The organism is Luteibacter rhizovicinus, assembly GCF_004342265.1.
GTDB lineage: Bacteria > Pseudomonadota > Gammaproteobacteria > Xanthomonadales > Rhodanobacteraceae > Luteibacter > Luteibacter rhizovicinus_B.
The window spans coordinates 464908-481731 of record NZ_SMCS01000001.1; the positions used below are offsets into that span (position 1 = coordinate 464908).

Consider the following 16824-nt stretch of genomic DNA (forward strand, 5'->3'; position numbering starts at 1 on the left):
CTTTTCGACAACGTCGGACCTCATCCTCACCGTCGTTCCCGCGCAGGCGGGAACCCAGTGCGATGCGCTCGGTTATCGCGATAGCGCTCGATCAGCTCCTCAGCTCTGGCGCGGATACATCGAAGCGTCGAGGCAAGGCCGTAACCGGCGCCCTCGCCGTGCCCACGTCGCGCAATCGCCGCACCGCCTTTCCGACTTCACGCGCGCTCCTACCGGGCACGGCGAGGGTGCCGGATGGGGCCACCGAACTGCTCGACAAATATGCAAAGAAGCAATGCCGTTGAGTTTCCGTGACATGGTGGCGACTCGAGTCATGTTCGGGTTTCGAGATGCAATGCTTCCTTATATTAGCCCTACACGGAGGGTGGCGTGATTTACTTTGACCTGTTTATTCGCGTAGTGAGCCTCACCGTTGCGTGGTGCATAGGTCCAGCGCTAGTCTCTGTGAACTAACGAAGCGTGGCTTTCGAAGACGCTTGACCATTGGGGATCACTAGGAGCGAGGTATGACGAATTGTCGGAATCTGCGGCCGGCCTGGTTCGTTGGGCTGGTAATAGTGCTTCTTGTGTTTATTTGCCCCTTTGTAAGTGCGCAGGACGTTGGTACTACTTATTACCTGACAGACTCACAGAACAACGTTCTTGCAACGATGGATGCGGCGGGAAACCTGACTTCAACATCGGATTACCGGCCCTTTGGTGCTTCGACCGGTGGTCAGCAGCAGTCATCTGGTCCGGGGTACACAGGGCACGTGAGCGATGCTGACTCCGGCCTGATATATATGCAGGCGCGGTACTACGATCCAGCGATTGGGCGATTCCTTGGAACTGATCCCAATGGGATCACGCCAGGGAGGATTTTTGACTTCGCAAGATACACATATGCGAACAATAGTCCCCTAGTGTTCGTCGACCCGGATGGTCGGCAGAATATGTATGCGCTCGGTGCACAAGTTGCTGAGTCGCAGATGTTGCAAAGTGGTGACCCGAATGCTGCAAGGCATGTGGCGGAAATTAATTCCGGGCAAGCCCAGGTCGTCATGAGCGCTGCGGCGGTTGTGGTCGCATCTCCAGCTGCTGGGCTTGTAGTACGTACGGCTGCTACGGTGGTAGCCGATTCGTTGGCGTCAGGAAGTTTAGTGACCGCTATCGTCGGGAATGCGCCGGCGGTAACAGCTAGTGGAATGATTGTCGCTGACGGTATTGCGGCCGCAAATGGTGTACCGACGCCAATGTCACCGGAGATGTCTGCTGCGGGGGCGGAGTTTCAATTGGCAGGGGCGCAAGCTGCGAATTTGAGGCGTTTTGAGTCAAAGCTCCCAGCAGGAAATACCGGCACGCACGTCGATGCTTTTGGGAACGGAGCACTATTCACAGCTACTGTTCCGGGGAACGTGGCTGGTTCATCGGCGGTTTACCAGAAAGCAGTTGACGGAGCGGGTACGACAACGAGTTATTTGAAGACGACATTTCTTCCCAATGGCGACGTCGCACATATAAAAGACAAGATCATGCCGTTGCAATAGCGAGATTTTTGATGAATTACGATTCTCCTTACGTCATTTTAGGTACGGAAACTGTGGCAGACCTGCAGATCGCAATGTCACGCCATCCTGCCGGCCTTTTTTTGGATATGACGACACTTAAAGCAATTCTTCGTGCTTATATGAATGGTCAATTGTCTGATGACTCGCTTTTACAGTTGGCAGAGTTCCTTGAGATGAATGAGGGTGTGAGCGTCCCCAGTATTGAATCTCGAGCGATCAACGACATTTTGTTCAGTGTTGCCAATCCAGAGATAAATTTCCCAAACACGATTGAAAAGATGCAATCGCTACTTGGGATGAGTCCTTATAGCGACTCTCTGTAGTCTGAAGATAGAATTCTATGTGAGTAATTAACTCTGACGCGTTTAGCGGCTCCTTCCATAGCAATATTCGTCAGACAATTTTCGTCCGACGCTTAAGAAAGGTATCGAGATGGATCGAGCTACGCTTAAAGCCTACGACCGCGATGCGGCGGCTTTTGCCGATGAATGGGAAGCGCAGTCGCCGCCCACCGATATTTATGCTCTGGTTCGCCGTTTCTTTATTCCCGGCCCGACAGCGGATATCGGGTGTGGGAGCGGTCGCGATACTTCGGGGCTCGATGCCCAGGGTTATCCCTCAGGGGGTATGACGCTTCTGAAGGACTTCTGGTCGAGGCGAGGAAGCGGCATCCGCATCTGCAGTTCGAGCATGCGGTGCTGCCTGAGCTTTTGGTCGTGCCTGACGATGGTTTCGCAAACGTTTTCTGCGAGACGGTCATCATGCACCTCGAGTCAGGGAGTGTTGTTCCTTCGGTCGATAGGTTGCTGTCGCTTCTTGTCCCCGGTGGCATCCTGTATCTCAGCTGGCGCGTGACGGAGGATGCGGACCGAAGAGACGCGCATGGGCGCCTCTTCGCGGCGTTCGATCCCTCTCTGGTACTGAAATCGTTGGCTTTGACAGAGATTCTTCTGGATGAGCAGATCGAGAGCGTTTCGTCCCGTAAGACAGTCAGGCGGATCGTCGCGCGAAAAGCCGACTAGGAACTGCGTATCAGCCTGTTGTCATGCAAGCGGCAGGGTCCGGGCTATGGTCGATTGGCGCGGCATCCATAAGGCTCTTGCGAGGCAGCATCTGGAATTACGGTGTCCGTGAGGTTCGGCCGCCGGCGCGCCAGCTTCCATTGGGCTCACACTCAGTCGAAGTACCGTGACGATCGGACGAAGTCCTTCACTGATTCCGCGTTGGCAAATTCCAGCTCGATCAATTGCTTGATCGCAGCCTGTTTATTGGGGGACCGGTTGTAATAGGCGCGACAAATCTCTGAGCCTATGTAGTAGCCAAGGTCGGCTGTGCCGTACTCGTTGTCTACTCCGCTATATAGCCAGGGGCCGTAAGACTCTCCGTTCATGACTTCACGAAACGCGGGTTTGATGGTCGCATCGTGTTTCATGCCGTACTCGACATACTTCGATCCCGATTTGCGACCTGTCACCAGTTCAGCAACAAAGTCGGCGACGCCCTCTTGCATAGCCCTTTGAAGCAGCGTCTTGCCACGTACGCTTTGCTGTGTGTGCACGAACTCATGGATGAGAAGCACGTCCATGGTGTCGGAGGGGTTGCTGTCGAAGTAGGGTTTTATCCATGCGCGCATTCTCTCCGGCATCTCGGATACGTCGACACTACTGTCGCCCATAGCTAGCTCCGTGCCGATTAGCACCATGTCGTCCTGCGTCGTGCCGCCAGATTTGAAGGTACCGATCTCGAAGTTGATGCTTGCCTGCCTCATCTCAGGATAAAGCGTCCGGAGTTTCAGAAGCTGCGGTTTCAGGGTTGCGATGGTCGAACCCGCCAACAATGTCCGCGGCCGGATGGTGGCCCAGAAGCGCGGATAGGCGCGGATGGCTTCCATGTACAGGTGGGCGTTATAGCCGCGTCCTTGCATGAAAGCATGGAGGGCATTGGTGCCAGGGTCGATATAAAGCTTTTGAATGACGGCTTCCTGCTGGACCGGGTCTTCGAGCTTTACCGCGGCATCGTAAGCTTTCCAGAACCGGTCGAGGTCCGCCGATGACACCACGGGATCGATAACCACATCTCGTGCAATGCTTGTTGAAGTAACGCAAAAATACGACAGCAAGAGAGCGGAGGAAGTGACAAGTATCTTTCTCAGAATCATCGTGAGCCCTTTGAATAGACAGCCACAGGCACGTAATCGTGGCCACGGGAGTTGATGCTGGCCATGTCGATTTGGTTTAAGCAGGATTCGCGAGGCCGCTCGCGTTAAGGCGGTCCGATCAATACCCATGCGCTTGTTCCAGGCGCATTGTCACGGCTATTTCTGGATGTTATTTTCGGTCCGTCGAAAAGGACCTGGGTCGGCAATCGGTAAGTCCGGCCCCTTCCTCTTGAGGAAGCTCCGTTGTCGCGCTAAGCGATAACCCACGGCAAGTCGGAGGCGTACTTCACGCCTCGGCTTGGCGTGTTTCAGTGTCGGTCGGTCGACGCTTCTCACCGCCAAGCGCTATCGGAAAAAGACTATGCCGATTATTCAAGCGCAAATGGGTGTCATCACCCAGATCAATACGTTTGTCGTGCCGTCGCCGGAGGCGCAGGCATCGCTCATCGAGTTGCTACGGGAAGCCGCAACCAGTTGCCGTTCGGTGCCTGGCTGGATGTCGGCCAGTCTTCACAGAAGTCTGGATGGCACGCGCGTGGTGAACTATGCGCAGGCTGAAAACGAACAGGCGATGCGACAGGTTTTCGAGCACCTTCAGGCCAGGGGGTTTATCCAGCGAAACGCGGCTTTTGGAGAGGCTCATCCTGGAATTTACGATGTTGCATTCACTGTAGAGCGATAGCGAAATCGCGGTGCACGGCATTTGCCGCGCACCGCACTCCAAGGCCATTTCCCTCACAACCGGCGGAGCGTGCGAAAATCCACGTCCGCACCCTCTGACTACCCGGACCCCATGCTGCGACTAACCGATATCCAGCTGCCGCTCGATCACGCCGATGACGCGATCGGGGCGGCGATCTGCGCGAAACTTGGCATCGGGGCGACGTCGCTGCGTGGCTATACGGTGTTCCGGCGCGGCTATGACGCGCGTAAGCGCGGTGCGATCAAGCTGATCTATACGCTGGATGTGGACGTCATGGACGAGGTGGCCCTGTTGGCGCGCCACACCGAGGACAGGCATGTACAGCCGACGCCGGATACGGGCTACCGCTTTGTGGCGCAGGCGCCCGATGCATTGGAGCATCGTCCGATCGTGATCGGTACGGGCCCGTGCGGCTTGTTTGCCGGTCTGCTGCTGGCGCAGATGGGTTATCGCCCGATCATCCTCGATCGCGGCAAGGCGGTGCGTGAGCGCACAGTGGATACCTGGGGCTTGTGGCGCAAGCGCGACCTGAATCCGGAGTCGAACGTGCAGTTCGGCGAAGGCGGGGCGGGTACGTTTTCGGACGGCAAACTGTATAGCCAGATTTCCGATCCGTTGCATCACGGCCGCAAGGTGCTTGTCGAGTTCGTGAAAGCCGGTGCGCCGGACGAGATTCTCTACGTCAGCAAGCCGCATATCGGCACGTTCCGTCTGGTGACGATGGTGGAGAACATGCGCGCGACGATCGAGTCGCTTGGTGGCGAGATCCGCTTCACGAGCCGCGTCGACGACGTGCTGGTGGAAAACGATGCGAATGGCGAGCGCCATGTGCGTGGCGTGACGCTGGCCAGCGGCGAGCAGCTCCGTGCCGATCACGTCGTGCTGGCGATTGGCCACAGCGCGCGCGATACCTTTGAAATGTTGCATGAGCGCGGTGTGTACATGGAGGCGAAGCCGTTCTCGATCGGCTTCCGGGTGGAGCATCCGCAGTCGATCATCGACCGGGCGCGCTTTGGTCCGCAGGCCGGGCATCCGCTGCTTGGCGCGGCGGATTACAAGTTGGTGCATCACGGCAAGAACGGTCGTTCCGTGTATAGCTTTTGCATGTGCCCTGGCGGCACGGTGGTGGCGGCAACGTCCGAACCGGGACGCGTGGTGACCAATGGGATGAGCCAGTATTCACGTAACGAACGCAACGCGAATGCGGCTGTAGTGGTCGGTGTCGAGCCATCCGATTTCGCGCCTTACGACAACAGCGGCAGCCCGCTTGCCGGCATCGCGCTGCAACGGCATTGGGAATCGCGTGCGTTTGAACTTGGTGGCGGTACGTACGAGGCGCCGGCCCAGCTGGTAGGCGATTTTCTTGCGAACAGGCCGTCGCATGAATTCGGCAGCGTGCAGCCGTCTTACAAGCCCGGTGTCCGGTTGGGCGATCTGGCCAGTGCATTGCCCGACTACGCTATCCATGCGATTCGCGAAGCGCTGCCGGCGTTCGATCGTCAGATCAAGGGTTTCGCGATGCACGATGCCATATTTACCGGCGTGGAAACGCGCACCTCGTCGCCGCTGCGTATCAAACGCAATGAGCGCTTTCAGAGCCTGAATACGCGCGGTCTGTACCCGGCGGGCGAAGGCGCCGGTTATGCCGGCGGCATTCTTTCCGCTGCTGTGGACGGCATCCGCGTCGCAGAAGCGGTGGCGCTACAGATCAACGCGAGCACGTGAGTCGAGCCAGAAGTGGAGCGAGATCGAGCCGGCGCGGGGCGCCATTCGACGGCGGGCTGCGTAAGCATCGACAGTTCAGGCCGGGCTGGTTACCAGAAAGCGATGCATTTTTTTCAGGGGCTGGGAGAACTGGGTCAGCGCAAGGAGCGTCAGCCTGGTGGCCTTCATTTTGAATGCAAAATTCCCTATCGGGATATCTGAATTTCGTTCGAAATAGACGAACGTCAGTTCCCGATAGCTGTCTTTCGGCAGCGGTTCGTTACAGTCGTGGACGGGATAATAGCCCTCGCCATCTATCTGGACGGAGATGTCTTTTTCCGCGAGATGATGTTTTTTCAGCTCGTGCGCGAGGTCGCGGTGGTGCGCCCAGCGGTTGATCGATTCGTCGAACTGCCATGCATTTACCGGTACGTCGAATAATAGAATGTCCATCATTCGTTCCTTTGTGAGATGGGGCCGGGTGTCTTTGAGCGTCGCCGTAAGGAAGGTAGGCGGCAATATGGCATCGGTTGTAGGCGTGTTCTTGTCGTCACCGCCATTGGTCACGGACCATTCGTGACGATGGACACTCCTCGCGCGAGGTTGGCTCGTCGTCTACTTGATGCCATCTTCGCAGCGAGTAGCAACCATGGCCGTTAAGCGTTCACTGCTTGCCGCTTTTATCCTCGCGACCTCGGGCGTGTCGACCGTTGCTGCTCAGGATATCGGTCGTTCGCTGGACACCATCGTCCAGCAGGAGATGCGTGACCGTCGCATTCCCGGGCTGCAACTGGCTGTGGTGCAGCATGGTCGTGTCGTTACCCAGCGCAGCTACGGAACGGCGAATCTGCCCGATAGCGTTCCGGTTGCCGGCAATACGGTCTTCTCGATCAACTCCGCCACGAAAGCCTTCACCGGCGTAGCGCTGATGCAACTGGTCGAGGCCGGTCGGCTGAACCTGGACGATCCCGTGTCCCGTTATCTGCCGGATCTCCCGCAGGCATGGCGGCCGATAACGGTGCGGCAGCTCGCGACGCATATGTCTGGCGTACCGAACATCATCGATGACGAAACAGGCGAGTTGCGCGGCACGACCGAAGGCGATGCATGGAAGGCGGTACGGAATCGCCCCATGGACTTCGCGCCCGGCGAACGCTTCAGTTATAACCAGACCAACTACGTATTGCTCGGCAAGATTATCGAAAGCCTCAGCGGGAAGCCTTTCCGCCAGGTATTCGAGGAACGCCAGTTCAAGCCGGCGTCGATGACGCAAACGGGATTCGGCGATTCGCGCGATGTCATCCCGCACAAGGCGCCGTCGTATCGTTATCTCTACCCTGAGCCTTTGGGGCAGGGCGAACTCACGACGGTCTACGAGACCTTCCCGCCGATGCTACGCACGGGTGCGGGCATCAACAGCACTGCGGCTGACATGGCGCAATGGCTCATCGCCGTGCAAGCTGGACGTTTCGTCAGTCGCAAGACTCTCGCCGAACTCTGGATGCCGGGCACTTTCAACGACGGACGCCGTGCGGAATGGGCGCAGGGGTGGGTTACGGTGCCACGTGCGGACCATCCTGCCGTGGGTGGTACCGGTGGCGGCCGCTCCGCATTCTACGTGTATCCCGAAGACGACACGGCAGTCGTGGTTCTGACGAATCTTTCCGGTGGCTATCCCGAAGAGTTCATCGATGAGATTGCCGCGCTTTATATTCCGGGCATGCATCTGAACGGCGTTGCGCGCATGCGCTCCGAATTACGGGGCAAGGATTTTTCCTCGACGAAAGCGGTCTACGACGAGCTTCGTCGCAAAGACACCGGCTTCAGCGTGAGCGAAGACGGTCTCAACAATTGGGCCTACCGCATGTTACGCAGCGGCAAGCCAACGCAGGCCGTCGAAGTCTTCAGGCTTGCGGTGGCGCTGTATCCCGCTAGCGGCAATGCGTACGACAGTCTGGCCGAAGGCTACGAGGTCATCGGGAAGACGGATCTGGCCATCGCCAACTACAAGCGGTCGCTGGAACTCGACCCGAAGAACAACCATGCCGTACGGCAACTTCAGGGACTAAAGGCGGCAGGGAAATAGGCGTGCCGTCGATGGAAAGTCATCAGGCTCCGTCGATGAGTGCCACCGCCCGATATTCGACTTCGCCCGGTTCGTCGACTGGCGCGAATGTCGCGGCAGTGCGCCGTTGTGCGCCGTCCAGCGACGTATAGATTGCGCATGTGCTGCCCGGCCCCGCACCCGTATGACCGACGTAGACTTTTCCATTAGCCGTGCCGCTCATGATGCCTAGTCCGCTTCCCACTCGCGACCACGGTCGGGAGGAAGGAGGGATATCGAATTCATGCATGTCCAGCATGGCCGCCAGACTTTGCGACGACAGTAGCTGGCCTTCGAGCAATCGCTGGAGCAGCAGTGCGGCGCTGGTCGCGGGTCCGATCATCAGTCCGTGATAAACCCACCCGGGGTGATATGCGCGCGGGTTGCCCCAGGCCGTGGCTTCCAGGTCCTCGGGCGACAGCGCCATGCTGGCATCCGTGATGCCGAGCGGTTTCAGTACGAGGGAATCCAGAGCGGAGCCGAGGGATTGCTGCGTGGTTTCCTCGATGAGCGTGCGGACATGGAGGTAACCGATATTCGAGTACGCCCAGCCTTTGCCGGGTTCGAATATCAGCCTGTCGGCATGGCTGTCGGCTTGTACCTCGTTGCCCGCTATCCATGCTGTGATCCGCATCGTCCTAGAACCTCGCTTCGGGGTACAACGTTTGCGCATCGGCCTTGTGCACTCGCGTGGCCGCGCGTGGCGTTTCGTTCCACAGGGCACCGCATTGCCTGCATTTCATGAGGAACGACGGACCGTCGGCTTTCACGCCAAGGCGTTCGAAGCGATCGTAAGGTGCGTGGTATCCGGATTTGCAGTCTTTGCACAGCATTGAGGGTATCTGTCGACGAAAAGGAGCGGAACTTGGCGCTCATAGTAGTTCGCCCTTCCTGTCGGGCAATAGTTGTCCCGGGTAGCGATGAAATATCTCTTGACCTCAAGTTAACTTCAGGTCGTAGAGTTGCGCCGTTGCCGACGCCGGCGCGAATTCGAGAGTCCATTCGATGGCCACCGCTCTATCCGTAAGTCCTGCATTGTCGGTATTCCGCATCGACCGCTTCACCGTCCCCGAAAAGGCTCTGGGGAGATTCGTTGCCCAGCTTCGCCAGACCCAGCAGGCGCTGGACCTGCTCCCTGGCTGCCTGCAGAACCTCGTGCTGACACAGCCCGCGGTCGAGGGGGCGTATGGCGTCATGACCGTCGTCGAATGGGCGGACGAAGATGCGTTCGTCGAAGCCCGGGCGGTTATGCGGCGGACGTACGACGAAGTCAGCTTCGACCCGATGGCGTTCATGACCGAACTGGGTGTGACGGCGGATATGGGTACGTACCACCGCCTGATCGGGATGTAACCTTTTTGTAGGAGCTCGCTTGCGGGCGAAAGCCAGCGGAGCGGTGTAGATGTGGGTTGCATCCGCAGCCCGGAGACCGGGCTCGTGGAGGTGAGTATCCGTCTTCCTCGCCCTGTTGGCTTTCGCTCGCAAGCGAGCTCCTACAGGGAGCGGGTTTTTTCTGGGTAGCGACCCGGGGTCACTCCGAACACCCGCCGGAACATCGCAATGAAGGCGCTCACGTTCTCATAGCCCAGATCGAGCGCGATGGCGGTGATGGACTTGCCATCCGCCAACCATTCGATAGCCCGCAGCAAGCGCACGCGCTGGCGCCAGGCCGTAAAGGTGAATCCGGTCTCGATGGGAAACCGGCGCATCAGCGATCGCGGCGATATGCCGGCCCACGCCGCCCACTCGTCGAGTCCGCGCGGATTGGCGGGATCGTCCGAAAGCGCCTGTGCGATCCGCGCCAGCCGCGGGTCGCGGGGGTAGGGCAGGCCGGCGGTGTCGCCGCGGGGCAGGGAGTGCATTTCATCCAGGATGACGTTGGCTATGTGCAGGCGTGGGCCGTCGAGGGTATCGTCAGGCCATCCCGCTGCCCGGTGGACGGCTTCCCGGAGCAATCCGGACATGAGTAACGCCGTGGGCTCGGTCGGTAGCGAGGCGCAAGCCTGGCCCGCCACGTAGACGCTCCACCCCGAAAAAGGTCCGTGCGATGTCACGGAATGCGGCTCGCCCGGCGGTATCCAGATCGCGTGGGTGGCCGGCGCGACCCACCGTCCCTGCGCCGTTCCGATGGAAAGCAGCCCGCTCCGGGCTCCGATCAGCTGGCCGCGTTCGTGCCGATGCGCGGGCGTGACCCGGACCGCGGCCTCGTCCAGCTCGACCGCGATGACCAGCGGGTTATCGGCGGCGAGACGAGAAGGGGGTATGAGGGGCGTCGGCATGGCGGTTTTACGGTATCGAATGGCTAAAATACAGGAGCAACGCCAATCCTGGGTTGCTAGGCTGTTTTTCTCACGCCATGCCATTCAAGGAAAGGCCTCATGCGAGCGGAAGACATCCTTCCCGATCAAACGAACGAAGCGACTGTGAACGGCGTGGTGGTCCGCAAGGGCAGTGTTGCGGCTTTTCTGGGAAATGCCCGGATATGGTGCGATCCGGCGTCCATCGATGCTGCCCGGAACGAGGCGGAGCGCGACATCCGCGAAGCGCTGCCGGCGCTGCGTGCGCTGGGCCTGTTCGATATGCTGACCATACGCGACGACCGTCTGCGCAAGTTCGTGCAGGCTTTGTGAACAGTCGTTTAGCGCTCCGTAGCCTTGCGTTAGCAGCATATTCGTCGCTATAATCAGCGAATCTTCTGTAGCGGAAACACGCTTCGCCCAGTGTCATCGGGCAAGTCCGTTACCCAGATCTTTCTTTCACAAGAAAGCCTCCTCGTGAGGCTTTTTTGTTGGGCGCAAGGATGCGTCACGTGGTATTTCTTCCGACTGCCGTCACGGCACGGAGTGGGCCACGGCGGGAAAGTGTCGGGATACATCGGCGACGAAAGGGAATGGGCCGCTGGAGCCCATTTTTTGTTTCTGGCGACCGGAAAAGAAAGGCACCGTGGATACCCAAGCACTCGCAAAACGATTCTCCGAGATTCTGGCCGATACCGGTCTGGAAGTTCTTGGTCTGGAATATGGCCCGTCCGATGGTCAGAACACGCTGCGCGTGTACCTGAATGTCGAGGGGCGCGAAGTCACCGTGGAGGACTGCGAGGCGGCTAGCCGCGAGCTGTCCGCCATGCTGGACGTTGAAGATCCGATCCCCGGCAACTATGTACTGGAAGTATCCTCCCCCGGTATCGATCGCCCGCTGTTCACCGCGGAGCAGTTCGCCCGTGTGAGCGGCCAGGTGGTCAAGGTGCTGCTCAAGGCACCGGTCGAGGGACGTCGTCGCCTTAAGGGCAATGTCGTTGAGGTCGCCGGCGAGAAGATCGTTCTCGAAGGTGAGGTGGGTCGATTCGAATTCGAACATGCGGACGTCGAAAGCGCCCGCGTGGTGCCCGACTGGGTGGCGCTGGGCTATGCCCCGCAACCCAAGCGTGGCGGCGAAAAGAAACCAAAACAATGAAACGAAAGGGCGCAGTGAGCGCCCCCGGAGTAGCGGCAATGAGCAAAGAACTGTTGCTGGTAGTCGAAGCGGTCGCCAACGAAAAGGGCGTGCCGCACGAAGTCATTTTCGAAGCACTGGAAGCTGCGCTGGCCTCGGCTGCCAAAAAGCGCTACCCGGACGAAGATCCGGAGATCCGTGTCGAGATCGACCGCAAGACGGGCGATTACGAGACGTTCCGTAGCTACGAGATCATCGCGGACGACGCCGAGATGGAGTCGCCGTATTTCCAGGTGCGTCTGATGGACGCCCTGGACGAGGCCGAAGAAAAGGGACTCGAAGGCAAGCCTGAGGTCGGCGGTTTCATGGAAACCCAGATCGACAACGCCGAATTCGGCCGCATCGCCGCGCAGGCCGCGAAGCAGGTCATCGTGCAGCGCGTCCGCGAAGCGGAGCGCGAGTTGGTGGTCAATGCATTCCAGGATCGTGTCGGCGAACTGGTCACCGGTATCGTCAAGCGCGTCGAGCGCGGCAACGTCTATCTCGACCTCGGCAGCAACGCCGAAGCGTTCATTCCGCGCGACAAGACGATTCCCCGCGAATCGGCCCGCGTCGGCGATCGCGTGCGTGGTTACCTGTATGAAGTGAAATCCGAAATCCGCGGTCCGCAGCTGTTCGTTTCGCGCAGCGCGCCGGAATTCATGATCGAACTGTTCAAGCTCGAAGTGCCGGAAGTCGGCCAGGGCCTCGTCGAGATCAAGGGTTGCGCGCGCGATCCGGGCGACCGCGCCAAGATCGCCGTCGTCGCGCACGACAGCCGCACCGATCCCATCGGCGCGTGTATCGGCATGCGCGGTTCGCGTGTGCAGGCCGTGTCCAACGAACTCAACGGCGAGCGCGTCGACATCATCCTGTGGCACGAGAACCAGGCCCAGTACGTCATCAACGCCATGGCGCCCGCCGAAGTGCAGTCCATCATCATGGACGAAGAAAAGCACTCGATGGACATCGCCGTTGCCGAAGACAAGCTTTCGCAGGCCATCGGCCGCGGCGGCCAGAACGTGCGTCTGGCCAGCAAGCTCACCGGCTGGCAGCTCAACGTGATGACGCAGGACCAGGTCACCGCGAAGAGCGAAGCCGAGCAGGAAGCCGCGCTGAAGCTATTCATGGATCGCCTCGAAGTCGACCAGGAAATCGCGAACATCCTCGTGCAGGAAGGTTTCTCCAGCGTCGAGGAAATTGCTTACGTGCCCAGCGCGGAACTGCTGGCTGTCGAAGGCTTCGACGAAGACATCGTCGAGGAACTTCGCGCCCGTGCCCGCGACGCACTGCTTACCGAAGCGCTGGCCGCCGAGGAAGTGATTGAAGAACACCGTCCGTCCGAAGAGATGCTTGCTCTCGACGGTATGGACGAGGCCACCGCATTCGCCCTGGCGGAACGCGGCGTGGTCACGCTCGATGACCTCGGCGACCTCGCGGTCGACGAAATGATCGATATCGATGGCATGAATGAAGAACGCGCAGCGCAGCTGATCATGGCCGCGCGCGCCCCGATGATCGCCCGGCTGGAGAAGGGCGGCTAACCGCGGTAGGCGGCGGCGTCCTGGATGGACGCCCCGAGGGAAGCCGTCAGGTTTCCCGCCACGGATGGAGGCAGCCGTACGGGTCATCGTCGGCACGTAAGGTTACGCGCGGGAACGGCGGAGAAACAAACAGATGTCGGACGTCACAATCAAACAACTCGCCCAGGTTCTGGGCATGCCGGTCGACAAGCTGCTTTCGCAGCTTGGCGAGGCCGGAATGAAATTTTCCGACGAAGGTCAGGTCATCAGCAGCACCGAAAAGGTGAAGTTGCTGGGCTTCCTTCGCCGCACGCACGGAAAGGGCGAGGCCGCTCCCGAAACGGACGACTCCAGTCCGCGCCAGATCACGCTGAAGCGCCGTACCGTGGGCGAGCTGAAAGTCAGCTCGGGCACCGGACGTGGCGCTGGCGCGGCGAAGACGGTGAACGTGGAAGTGCGCACGAAGCGCACCTACGTGAAGCGCGGCACCATGGCTGACGACGCTGCTCCGGATGCTGAGCGCGAAGAAGCCGCCCGCAAGCTCGCCGAGTCGCAGGAACTGCGCGAGCGCGAGGAAGCCGCACGCCGCGAGGAAGCCGAACAGCGCCAGGCCGAACAGGCCCGCCGCGAAGCGGAGGAAGAGGCACGTCGTCAGGAAGCCGCTGCTGCGGAAGCTCGTCGTCAGGCCGAAGCAGAAGCCGCTGCCGCACAGGCTCGCGCCGCTGCTGCCGCTGCCTCCGAATCCACGGGCGGGGCTCCGGCCGCGCCCGCCGCTCCGACGCCTGCCGCGCCGGCTCCCGTATCCGCCGCTGCCTCCACGGACGACGGCCCGGGTCATGCCACGGGCAAGCTCGATACGCGCAAGCTCGGCATGATCCTGCCGACGATTCACGAGCCGCGTAAGCGCGAAAAGATTATCGCCAAGCCCGTACCGGCTCCGGCCCCTCCGCCGCCGCCGGCTCCCGCTCCCGTTCCCGCACCGGCTCCCGCTGCTGCGCGACCGGCTGCTCCTGCCTCGCGTCCGGCTCCGGGTGCGGTCGCTGCCGCCAACGACAGCCGCGGCAACGCGCGTCCGAAGCATGGCGGCGGCGGTGGTGGTGGTGGCGGTGCCGGCAACAACGCCGGTGGCCGTAACGATCGCGAATCCGGTGGCAAGCGTTTCGCCGGTGGCGAACTGCATCTGTCCGATGCCGATCGCGCGCGTCGTTCCAGCAACAACCGTCGTGGCGGTGGCAAGGTCCGCGGTCGTATGGAGTCGCCGCGTGGCGGCGCATCGTCGGCCGGTCCGCACGGCTTCTCGCGTCCCACGGCTCCGGTCGTGCGCGATGTCGTGGTGGGCGATAACAACGTCATCGCCGATCTGGCCCAGAAAATGGCCGTGAAGGGTGCCGAGGTCGTCAAAACGCTCTTCAAGATGGGCGTGATGGCCACGATCAACCAGGTCATCGATTTCGACACGGCCGCGCTGGTCGTGGAAGAGCTGGGTCACAACGCTGTTCGCGCCACGGCCGACGACGCGGAAGCGACGCTGGCATCGCAGACCCAGACCGCCGAGCTCGAGGGCGAGAAGGTCACGCGTCCGCCGGTCGTTACGATCATGGGTCACGTCGATCACGGCAAGACCTCGCTGCTCGACTACATCCGCCGCGCCAAGGTCGCGTCGGGCGAAGCCGGTGGCATCACGCAGCATATCGGTGCGTACCACGTCGAAACGCCGAAGGGCGTCATCACGTTCCTCGATACCCCGGGCCATGCGGCGTTTACGTCCATGCGTGCCCGCGGTGCGCAGTCGACGGACATCGTGGTGCTCGTGGTGGCGGCGGACGACGGCGTCATGCCGCAGACCATCGAAGCCGTGCAGCATGCGCGTGCCGCGAAGGTGCCGTTGATCGTCGCGGTCAACAAGATGGACAAGGCCGACGCCAGTCCGGACAACGTCAAGCAGGGCCTCGTGCAGCTTGAAGTCGTGCCGGAAGACTGGGGTGGCGACACGCAGTTCGTGCCGGTGTCCGCGAAGACGGGCGACGGTATCGACGCATTGCTCGACGCGATTTCGGTCCAGGCCGAAGTCATGGAACTCAAGGCTGTCGCCGACGGCCGCGCTTCGGGCGTGGTCATCGAGTCCAGCCTCGATCGCGGTCGCGGTCCGGTTGCCACGGTTCTCGTGCAGCAGGGCACCCTCAAGAAGGGCGACTTCGTGGTGTGCGGTATCGAGTACGGCCGCATGCGCGCGCTGATCGACGAAACCGGCAAGCAGGTCAACGAAGCCGGCCCGTCCATCCCGGTGCAGGTGCTGGGTCTTTCCGGCGTGCCGGAGTCGGGTGACGACTTCGTGGCTGTCGAAGACGAGCGCCTGGCTCGCCAGGTGGCGCAGGAGCGTCAGCAGAAGCGTCGCGAAACGCGCATGGTCAGCAAGACGAACCGTCTGGAAGACATCATGGCCCAGATGGGTCAGGGCGAAGGCCAGCAGACCCTCAACATCGTGGTCAAGGCCGACGTCCAGGGTTCGGTGGAAGCGCTGCGCGACTCGCTGACCCAGATCGGCAACGATCTGGTCAGGGTGAACGTCATCGCCTCCGGCGTCGGCGGTATCACCGAGTCCGAAGCCACGCTGGCATCGGCGTCCAAGGCACTGATCATCGGCTTCAACGTCCGTGCGGATGCTTCGGCCCGCAAGGTCATCGATACGAGCGGCCTCGATGTGCGCTACTTCTCGATCATCTACGACGTCATCGATCAGGTGAAGCAGGCGGCGTCGGGTCTTCTGGGCATGGAAGTGCGCGAAGAGATCATCGGTGTCGCCCAGGTCCGCGAAGTGTTCCGCAGCTCCAAGTTCGGTGCGGTCGCGGGTTGCATGGTCATCGAAGGCATCGTCAAGCGCAGCAAGCCGATCCGTGTGCTCCGCGACAACGTCGTGGTCTTCCAGGGCGAACTGGAATCGCTGCGCCGCTTCAAGGAGCTTGTCGACGAGGTCCGCAACGGTATGGAATGCGGTATCGCCGTGAAGCAGTACAACGACGTGAAGGCTGGCGATCAGATCGAGTGCTTCGAGCGCATCGAATTCGCCCGCACGCTGTAACAGCGACAGACGCCGCCCCGATCGCGGGGCGGCGTCACTTTTGAGGAGGCTCTATGCCATCCCGCGATTTCAAACGTACCGATCGCGTTTCGGCGGAACTCCGCCGCGAGATCGGTCTCCTGGTGCATGCCGCCGTGCGCGACCATCACCTGCCGTCGGTCAGTGTGTCCGACGTCGAAGTTACCCGTGAGCTGGATTGGGCGACCGTGTGGATCACCGCACTGCAGCCGGAACGATCCGCCGAGGCCGTAAAAGGCCTGAAGCTGCTTGGTCCGGAATTCCGTCACGCGCTGTCGAAGATGATGCGGATGCGCCGCGTGCCCGAGCTTCGCTTCAAGTACGACGATTCGGTCGACAAGGGCGAACGGATCGAGTCCCTGTTGCGTGAGGGCGGTCCGGTCATCAAGCAGGACGACGAAGAACAGTAAGGGATGGCGGGTTTTTTTCGCCTCTGTGGGAGCGCGCCTGCGCGCGATCCCTGAGTACCGGGCGCGAACGATCGGTCGCTGCACGTCCTGTACCGACCGTCCATCGG

16 protein-coding genes are annotated in these 16824 nt (G+C 60.6%); 12 read left to right on the forward strand and 4 right to left on the reverse strand.

Features of this window, described 5'->3' with window-relative positions; genetic code table 11:
* Positions 1 to 506: 506 nt before the first annotated feature.
* The 3 genes from EC912_RS02180 (at position 507) to EC912_RS19490 (ending at position 2569) form a co-directional block, all read left to right on the forward strand.
* Positions 507 to 1526 (forward strand): RHS repeat-associated core domain-containing protein, encoded by a 1020-nt coding sequence (locus EC912_RS02180; protein ID WP_132141492.1) that lies wholly within the window; start codon positions 507 to 509, stop codon positions 1524 to 1526.
* 11 nt (positions 1527 to 1537) lie between these two features.
* The gene (locus EC912_RS02185; RefSeq protein ID WP_132141493.1) at positions 1538 to 1870 is read left to right on the forward strand and encodes a hypothetical protein; all 333 of its coding nucleotides are present in this window, start codon (positions 1538 to 1540) and stop codon (positions 1868 to 1870) included.
* A 372-nt stretch (positions 1871 to 2242) separates the two neighbouring features.
* A complete protein-coding gene (locus EC912_RS19490; protein ID WP_207906747.1) occupies positions 2243 to 2569 on the forward strand; it encodes a hypothetical protein in 327 nt (108 codons plus the stop codon).
* 152 nt (positions 2570 to 2721) lie between these two features.
* Here the strand turns inward: EC912_RS19490 and EC912_RS02195 are convergent, their stop codons facing one another.
* Positions 2722 to 3621 carry a hypothetical protein gene (locus EC912_RS02195; protein ID WP_132141494.1) on the reverse strand — a complete coding sequence of 300 codons (900 nt, stop codon included), beginning with the start codon at positions 3619 to 3621 and terminating at the stop codon, positions 2722 to 2724.
* Positions 3622 to 4066: 445 nt separating this feature from the next.
* Here EC912_RS02195 and EC912_RS02200 point away from each other — a divergent pair, with 445 nt between their 5' ends.
* Together EC912_RS02200 and EC912_RS02205 are read left to right on the forward strand one after the other, a co-directional pair.
* Entirely contained in the window at positions 4067 to 4387 is a 321-nt protein-coding gene (locus EC912_RS02200; RefSeq protein WP_132141495.1) for an antibiotic biosynthesis monooxygenase, read from the forward strand.
* Between the two features lie 111 nt (positions 4388 to 4498).
* Entirely contained in the window at positions 4499 to 6133 is a 1635-nt protein-coding gene (locus EC912_RS02205) for an NAD(P)/FAD-dependent oxidoreductase (RefSeq protein WP_132141496.1), read from the forward strand.
* Positions 6134 to 6208: 75 nt separating this feature from the next.
* On the opposite strand, the gene EC912_RS02210 is transcribed toward EC912_RS02205, so the two are convergent.
* Positions 6209 to 6679, reverse strand: coding sequence for a hypothetical protein (locus EC912_RS02210; RefSeq protein ID WP_132141497.1), 471 nt, complete (start codon positions 6677 to 6679; stop codon positions 6209 to 6211).
* Positions 6680 to 6761: 82 nt separating this feature from the next.
* Between EC912_RS02210 and EC912_RS02215 the strand changes: the two genes are divergently transcribed.
* On the forward strand, positions 6762 to 8198 hold the full coding sequence (locus EC912_RS02215; RefSeq protein ID WP_132141498.1) for a serine hydrolase domain-containing protein: 1437 nt from the start codon (positions 6762 to 6764) through the stop codon (positions 8196 to 8198).
* 22 nt (positions 8199 to 8220) lie between these two features.
* Here EC912_RS02215 and EC912_RS02220 read toward each other — a convergent pair whose 3' ends face one another.
* Positions 8221 to 8850: a serine hydrolase domain-containing protein gene (locus EC912_RS02220; protein WP_165973474.1), complete on the reverse strand. Its 630-nt coding sequence runs from the start codon at positions 8848 to 8850 to the stop codon at positions 8221 to 8223.
* Between the two features lie 371 nt (positions 8851 to 9221).
* Between EC912_RS02220 and EC912_RS02225 the strand changes: the two genes are divergently transcribed.
* Positions 9222 to 9569 carry an antibiotic biosynthesis monooxygenase family protein gene (locus EC912_RS02225; protein WP_132141500.1) on the forward strand — a complete coding sequence of 116 codons (348 nt, stop codon included), beginning with the start codon at positions 9222 to 9224 and terminating at the stop codon, positions 9567 to 9569.
* 140 nt (positions 9570 to 9709) lie between these two features.
* On the opposite strand, the gene EC912_RS02230 is transcribed toward EC912_RS02225, so the two are convergent.
* Complete coding sequence (locus EC912_RS02230) at positions 9710 to 10495, reverse strand: AraC family transcriptional regulator (RefSeq protein WP_132141501.1); 786 nt, start codon at positions 10493 to 10495, stop codon at positions 9710 to 9712.
* A 99-nt stretch (positions 10496 to 10594) separates the two neighbouring features.
* Here EC912_RS02230 and EC912_RS02235 point away from each other — a divergent pair, with 99 nt between their 5' ends.
* The 5 genes from EC912_RS02235 (at position 10595) to rbfA (ending at position 16717) form a co-directional block, all read left to right on the forward strand.
* Positions 10595 to 10846, forward strand: coding sequence for a hypothetical protein (locus tag EC912_RS02235; RefSeq protein WP_132141502.1), 252 nt, complete (start codon positions 10595 to 10597; stop codon positions 10844 to 10846).
* A 313-nt stretch (positions 10847 to 11159) separates the two neighbouring features.
* Positions 11160 to 11669: a ribosome maturation factor RimP gene (gene rimP / locus EC912_RS02240; RefSeq protein ID WP_132141503.1), complete on the forward strand. Its 510-nt coding sequence runs from the start codon at positions 11160 to 11162 to the stop codon at positions 11667 to 11669.
* A gap of 38 nt (positions 11670 to 11707) precedes the next feature.
* Positions 11708 to 13231, forward strand: coding sequence for a transcription termination factor NusA (nusA, locus tag EC912_RS02245; protein ID WP_132141504.1), 1524 nt, complete (start codon positions 11708 to 11710; stop codon positions 13229 to 13231).
* A gap of 133 nt (positions 13232 to 13364) precedes the next feature.
* The gene (gene infB, locus EC912_RS02250) at positions 13365 to 16289 is read left to right on the forward strand and encodes a translation initiation factor IF-2 (RefSeq protein WP_132141505.1); all 2925 of its coding nucleotides are present in this window, start codon (positions 13365 to 13367) and stop codon (positions 16287 to 16289) included.
* A 53-nt stretch (positions 16290 to 16342) separates the two neighbouring features.
* Positions 16343 to 16717: a 30S ribosome-binding factor RbfA gene (gene rbfA / locus EC912_RS02255; protein ID WP_132141506.1), complete on the forward strand. Its 375-nt coding sequence runs from the start codon at positions 16343 to 16345 to the stop codon at positions 16715 to 16717.
* Positions 16718 to 16824 lie beyond the last annotated feature (107 nt).

Excerpts from the sequence above, each read along its gene's own strand:
- EC912_RS02180 (WP_132141492.1), top strand. The coding sequence starts at position 507 with ATGACGAATTGTCGGAATCTGCGGCCGGCCTGGTTCGTTGGGCTGGTA.
- EC912_RS02185 (WP_132141493.1), top strand. The coding sequence starts at position 1,538 with ATGAATTACGATTCTCCTTACGTCATTTTAGGTACGGAAACTGTGGCA.
- EC912_RS02200 (WP_132141495.1), top strand. The coding sequence starts at position 4,067 with ATGCCGATTATTCAAGCGCAAATGGGTGTCATCACCCAGATCAATACG.
- EC912_RS02205 (WP_132141496.1), top strand. The coding sequence starts at position 4,499 with ATGCTGCGACTAACCGATATCCAGCTGCCGCTCGATCACGCCGATGAC.
- EC912_RS02215 (WP_132141498.1), top strand. The coding sequence starts at position 6,762 with ATGGCCGTTAAGCGTTCACTGCTTGCCGCTTTTATCCTCGCGACCTCG.
- EC912_RS02220 (WP_165973474.1), bottom strand. The coding sequence starts at position 8,850 with ATGCGGATCACAGCATGGATAGCGGGCAACGAGGTACAAGCCGACAGC.
- EC912_RS02225 (WP_132141500.1), top strand. The coding sequence starts at position 9,222 with ATGGCCACCGCTCTATCCGTAAGTCCTGCATTGTCGGTATTCCGCATC.
- EC912_RS02230 (WP_132141501.1), bottom strand. The coding sequence starts at position 10,495 with ATGCCGACGCCCCTCATACCCCCTTCTCGTCTCGCCGCCGATAACCCG.
- EC912_RS02235 (WP_132141502.1), top strand. The coding sequence starts at position 10,595 with ATGCGAGCGGAAGACATCCTTCCCGATCAAACGAACGAAGCGACTGTG.
- nusA (WP_132141504.1), top strand. The coding sequence starts at position 11,708 with ATGAGCAAAGAACTGTTGCTGGTAGTCGAAGCGGTCGCCAACGAAAAG.
- infB (WP_132141505.1), top strand. The coding sequence starts at position 13,365 with ATGTCGGACGTCACAATCAAACAACTCGCCCAGGTTCTGGGCATGCCG.
- rbfA (WP_132141506.1), top strand. The coding sequence starts at position 16,343 with ATGCCATCCCGCGATTTCAAACGTACCGATCGCGTTTCGGCGGAACTC.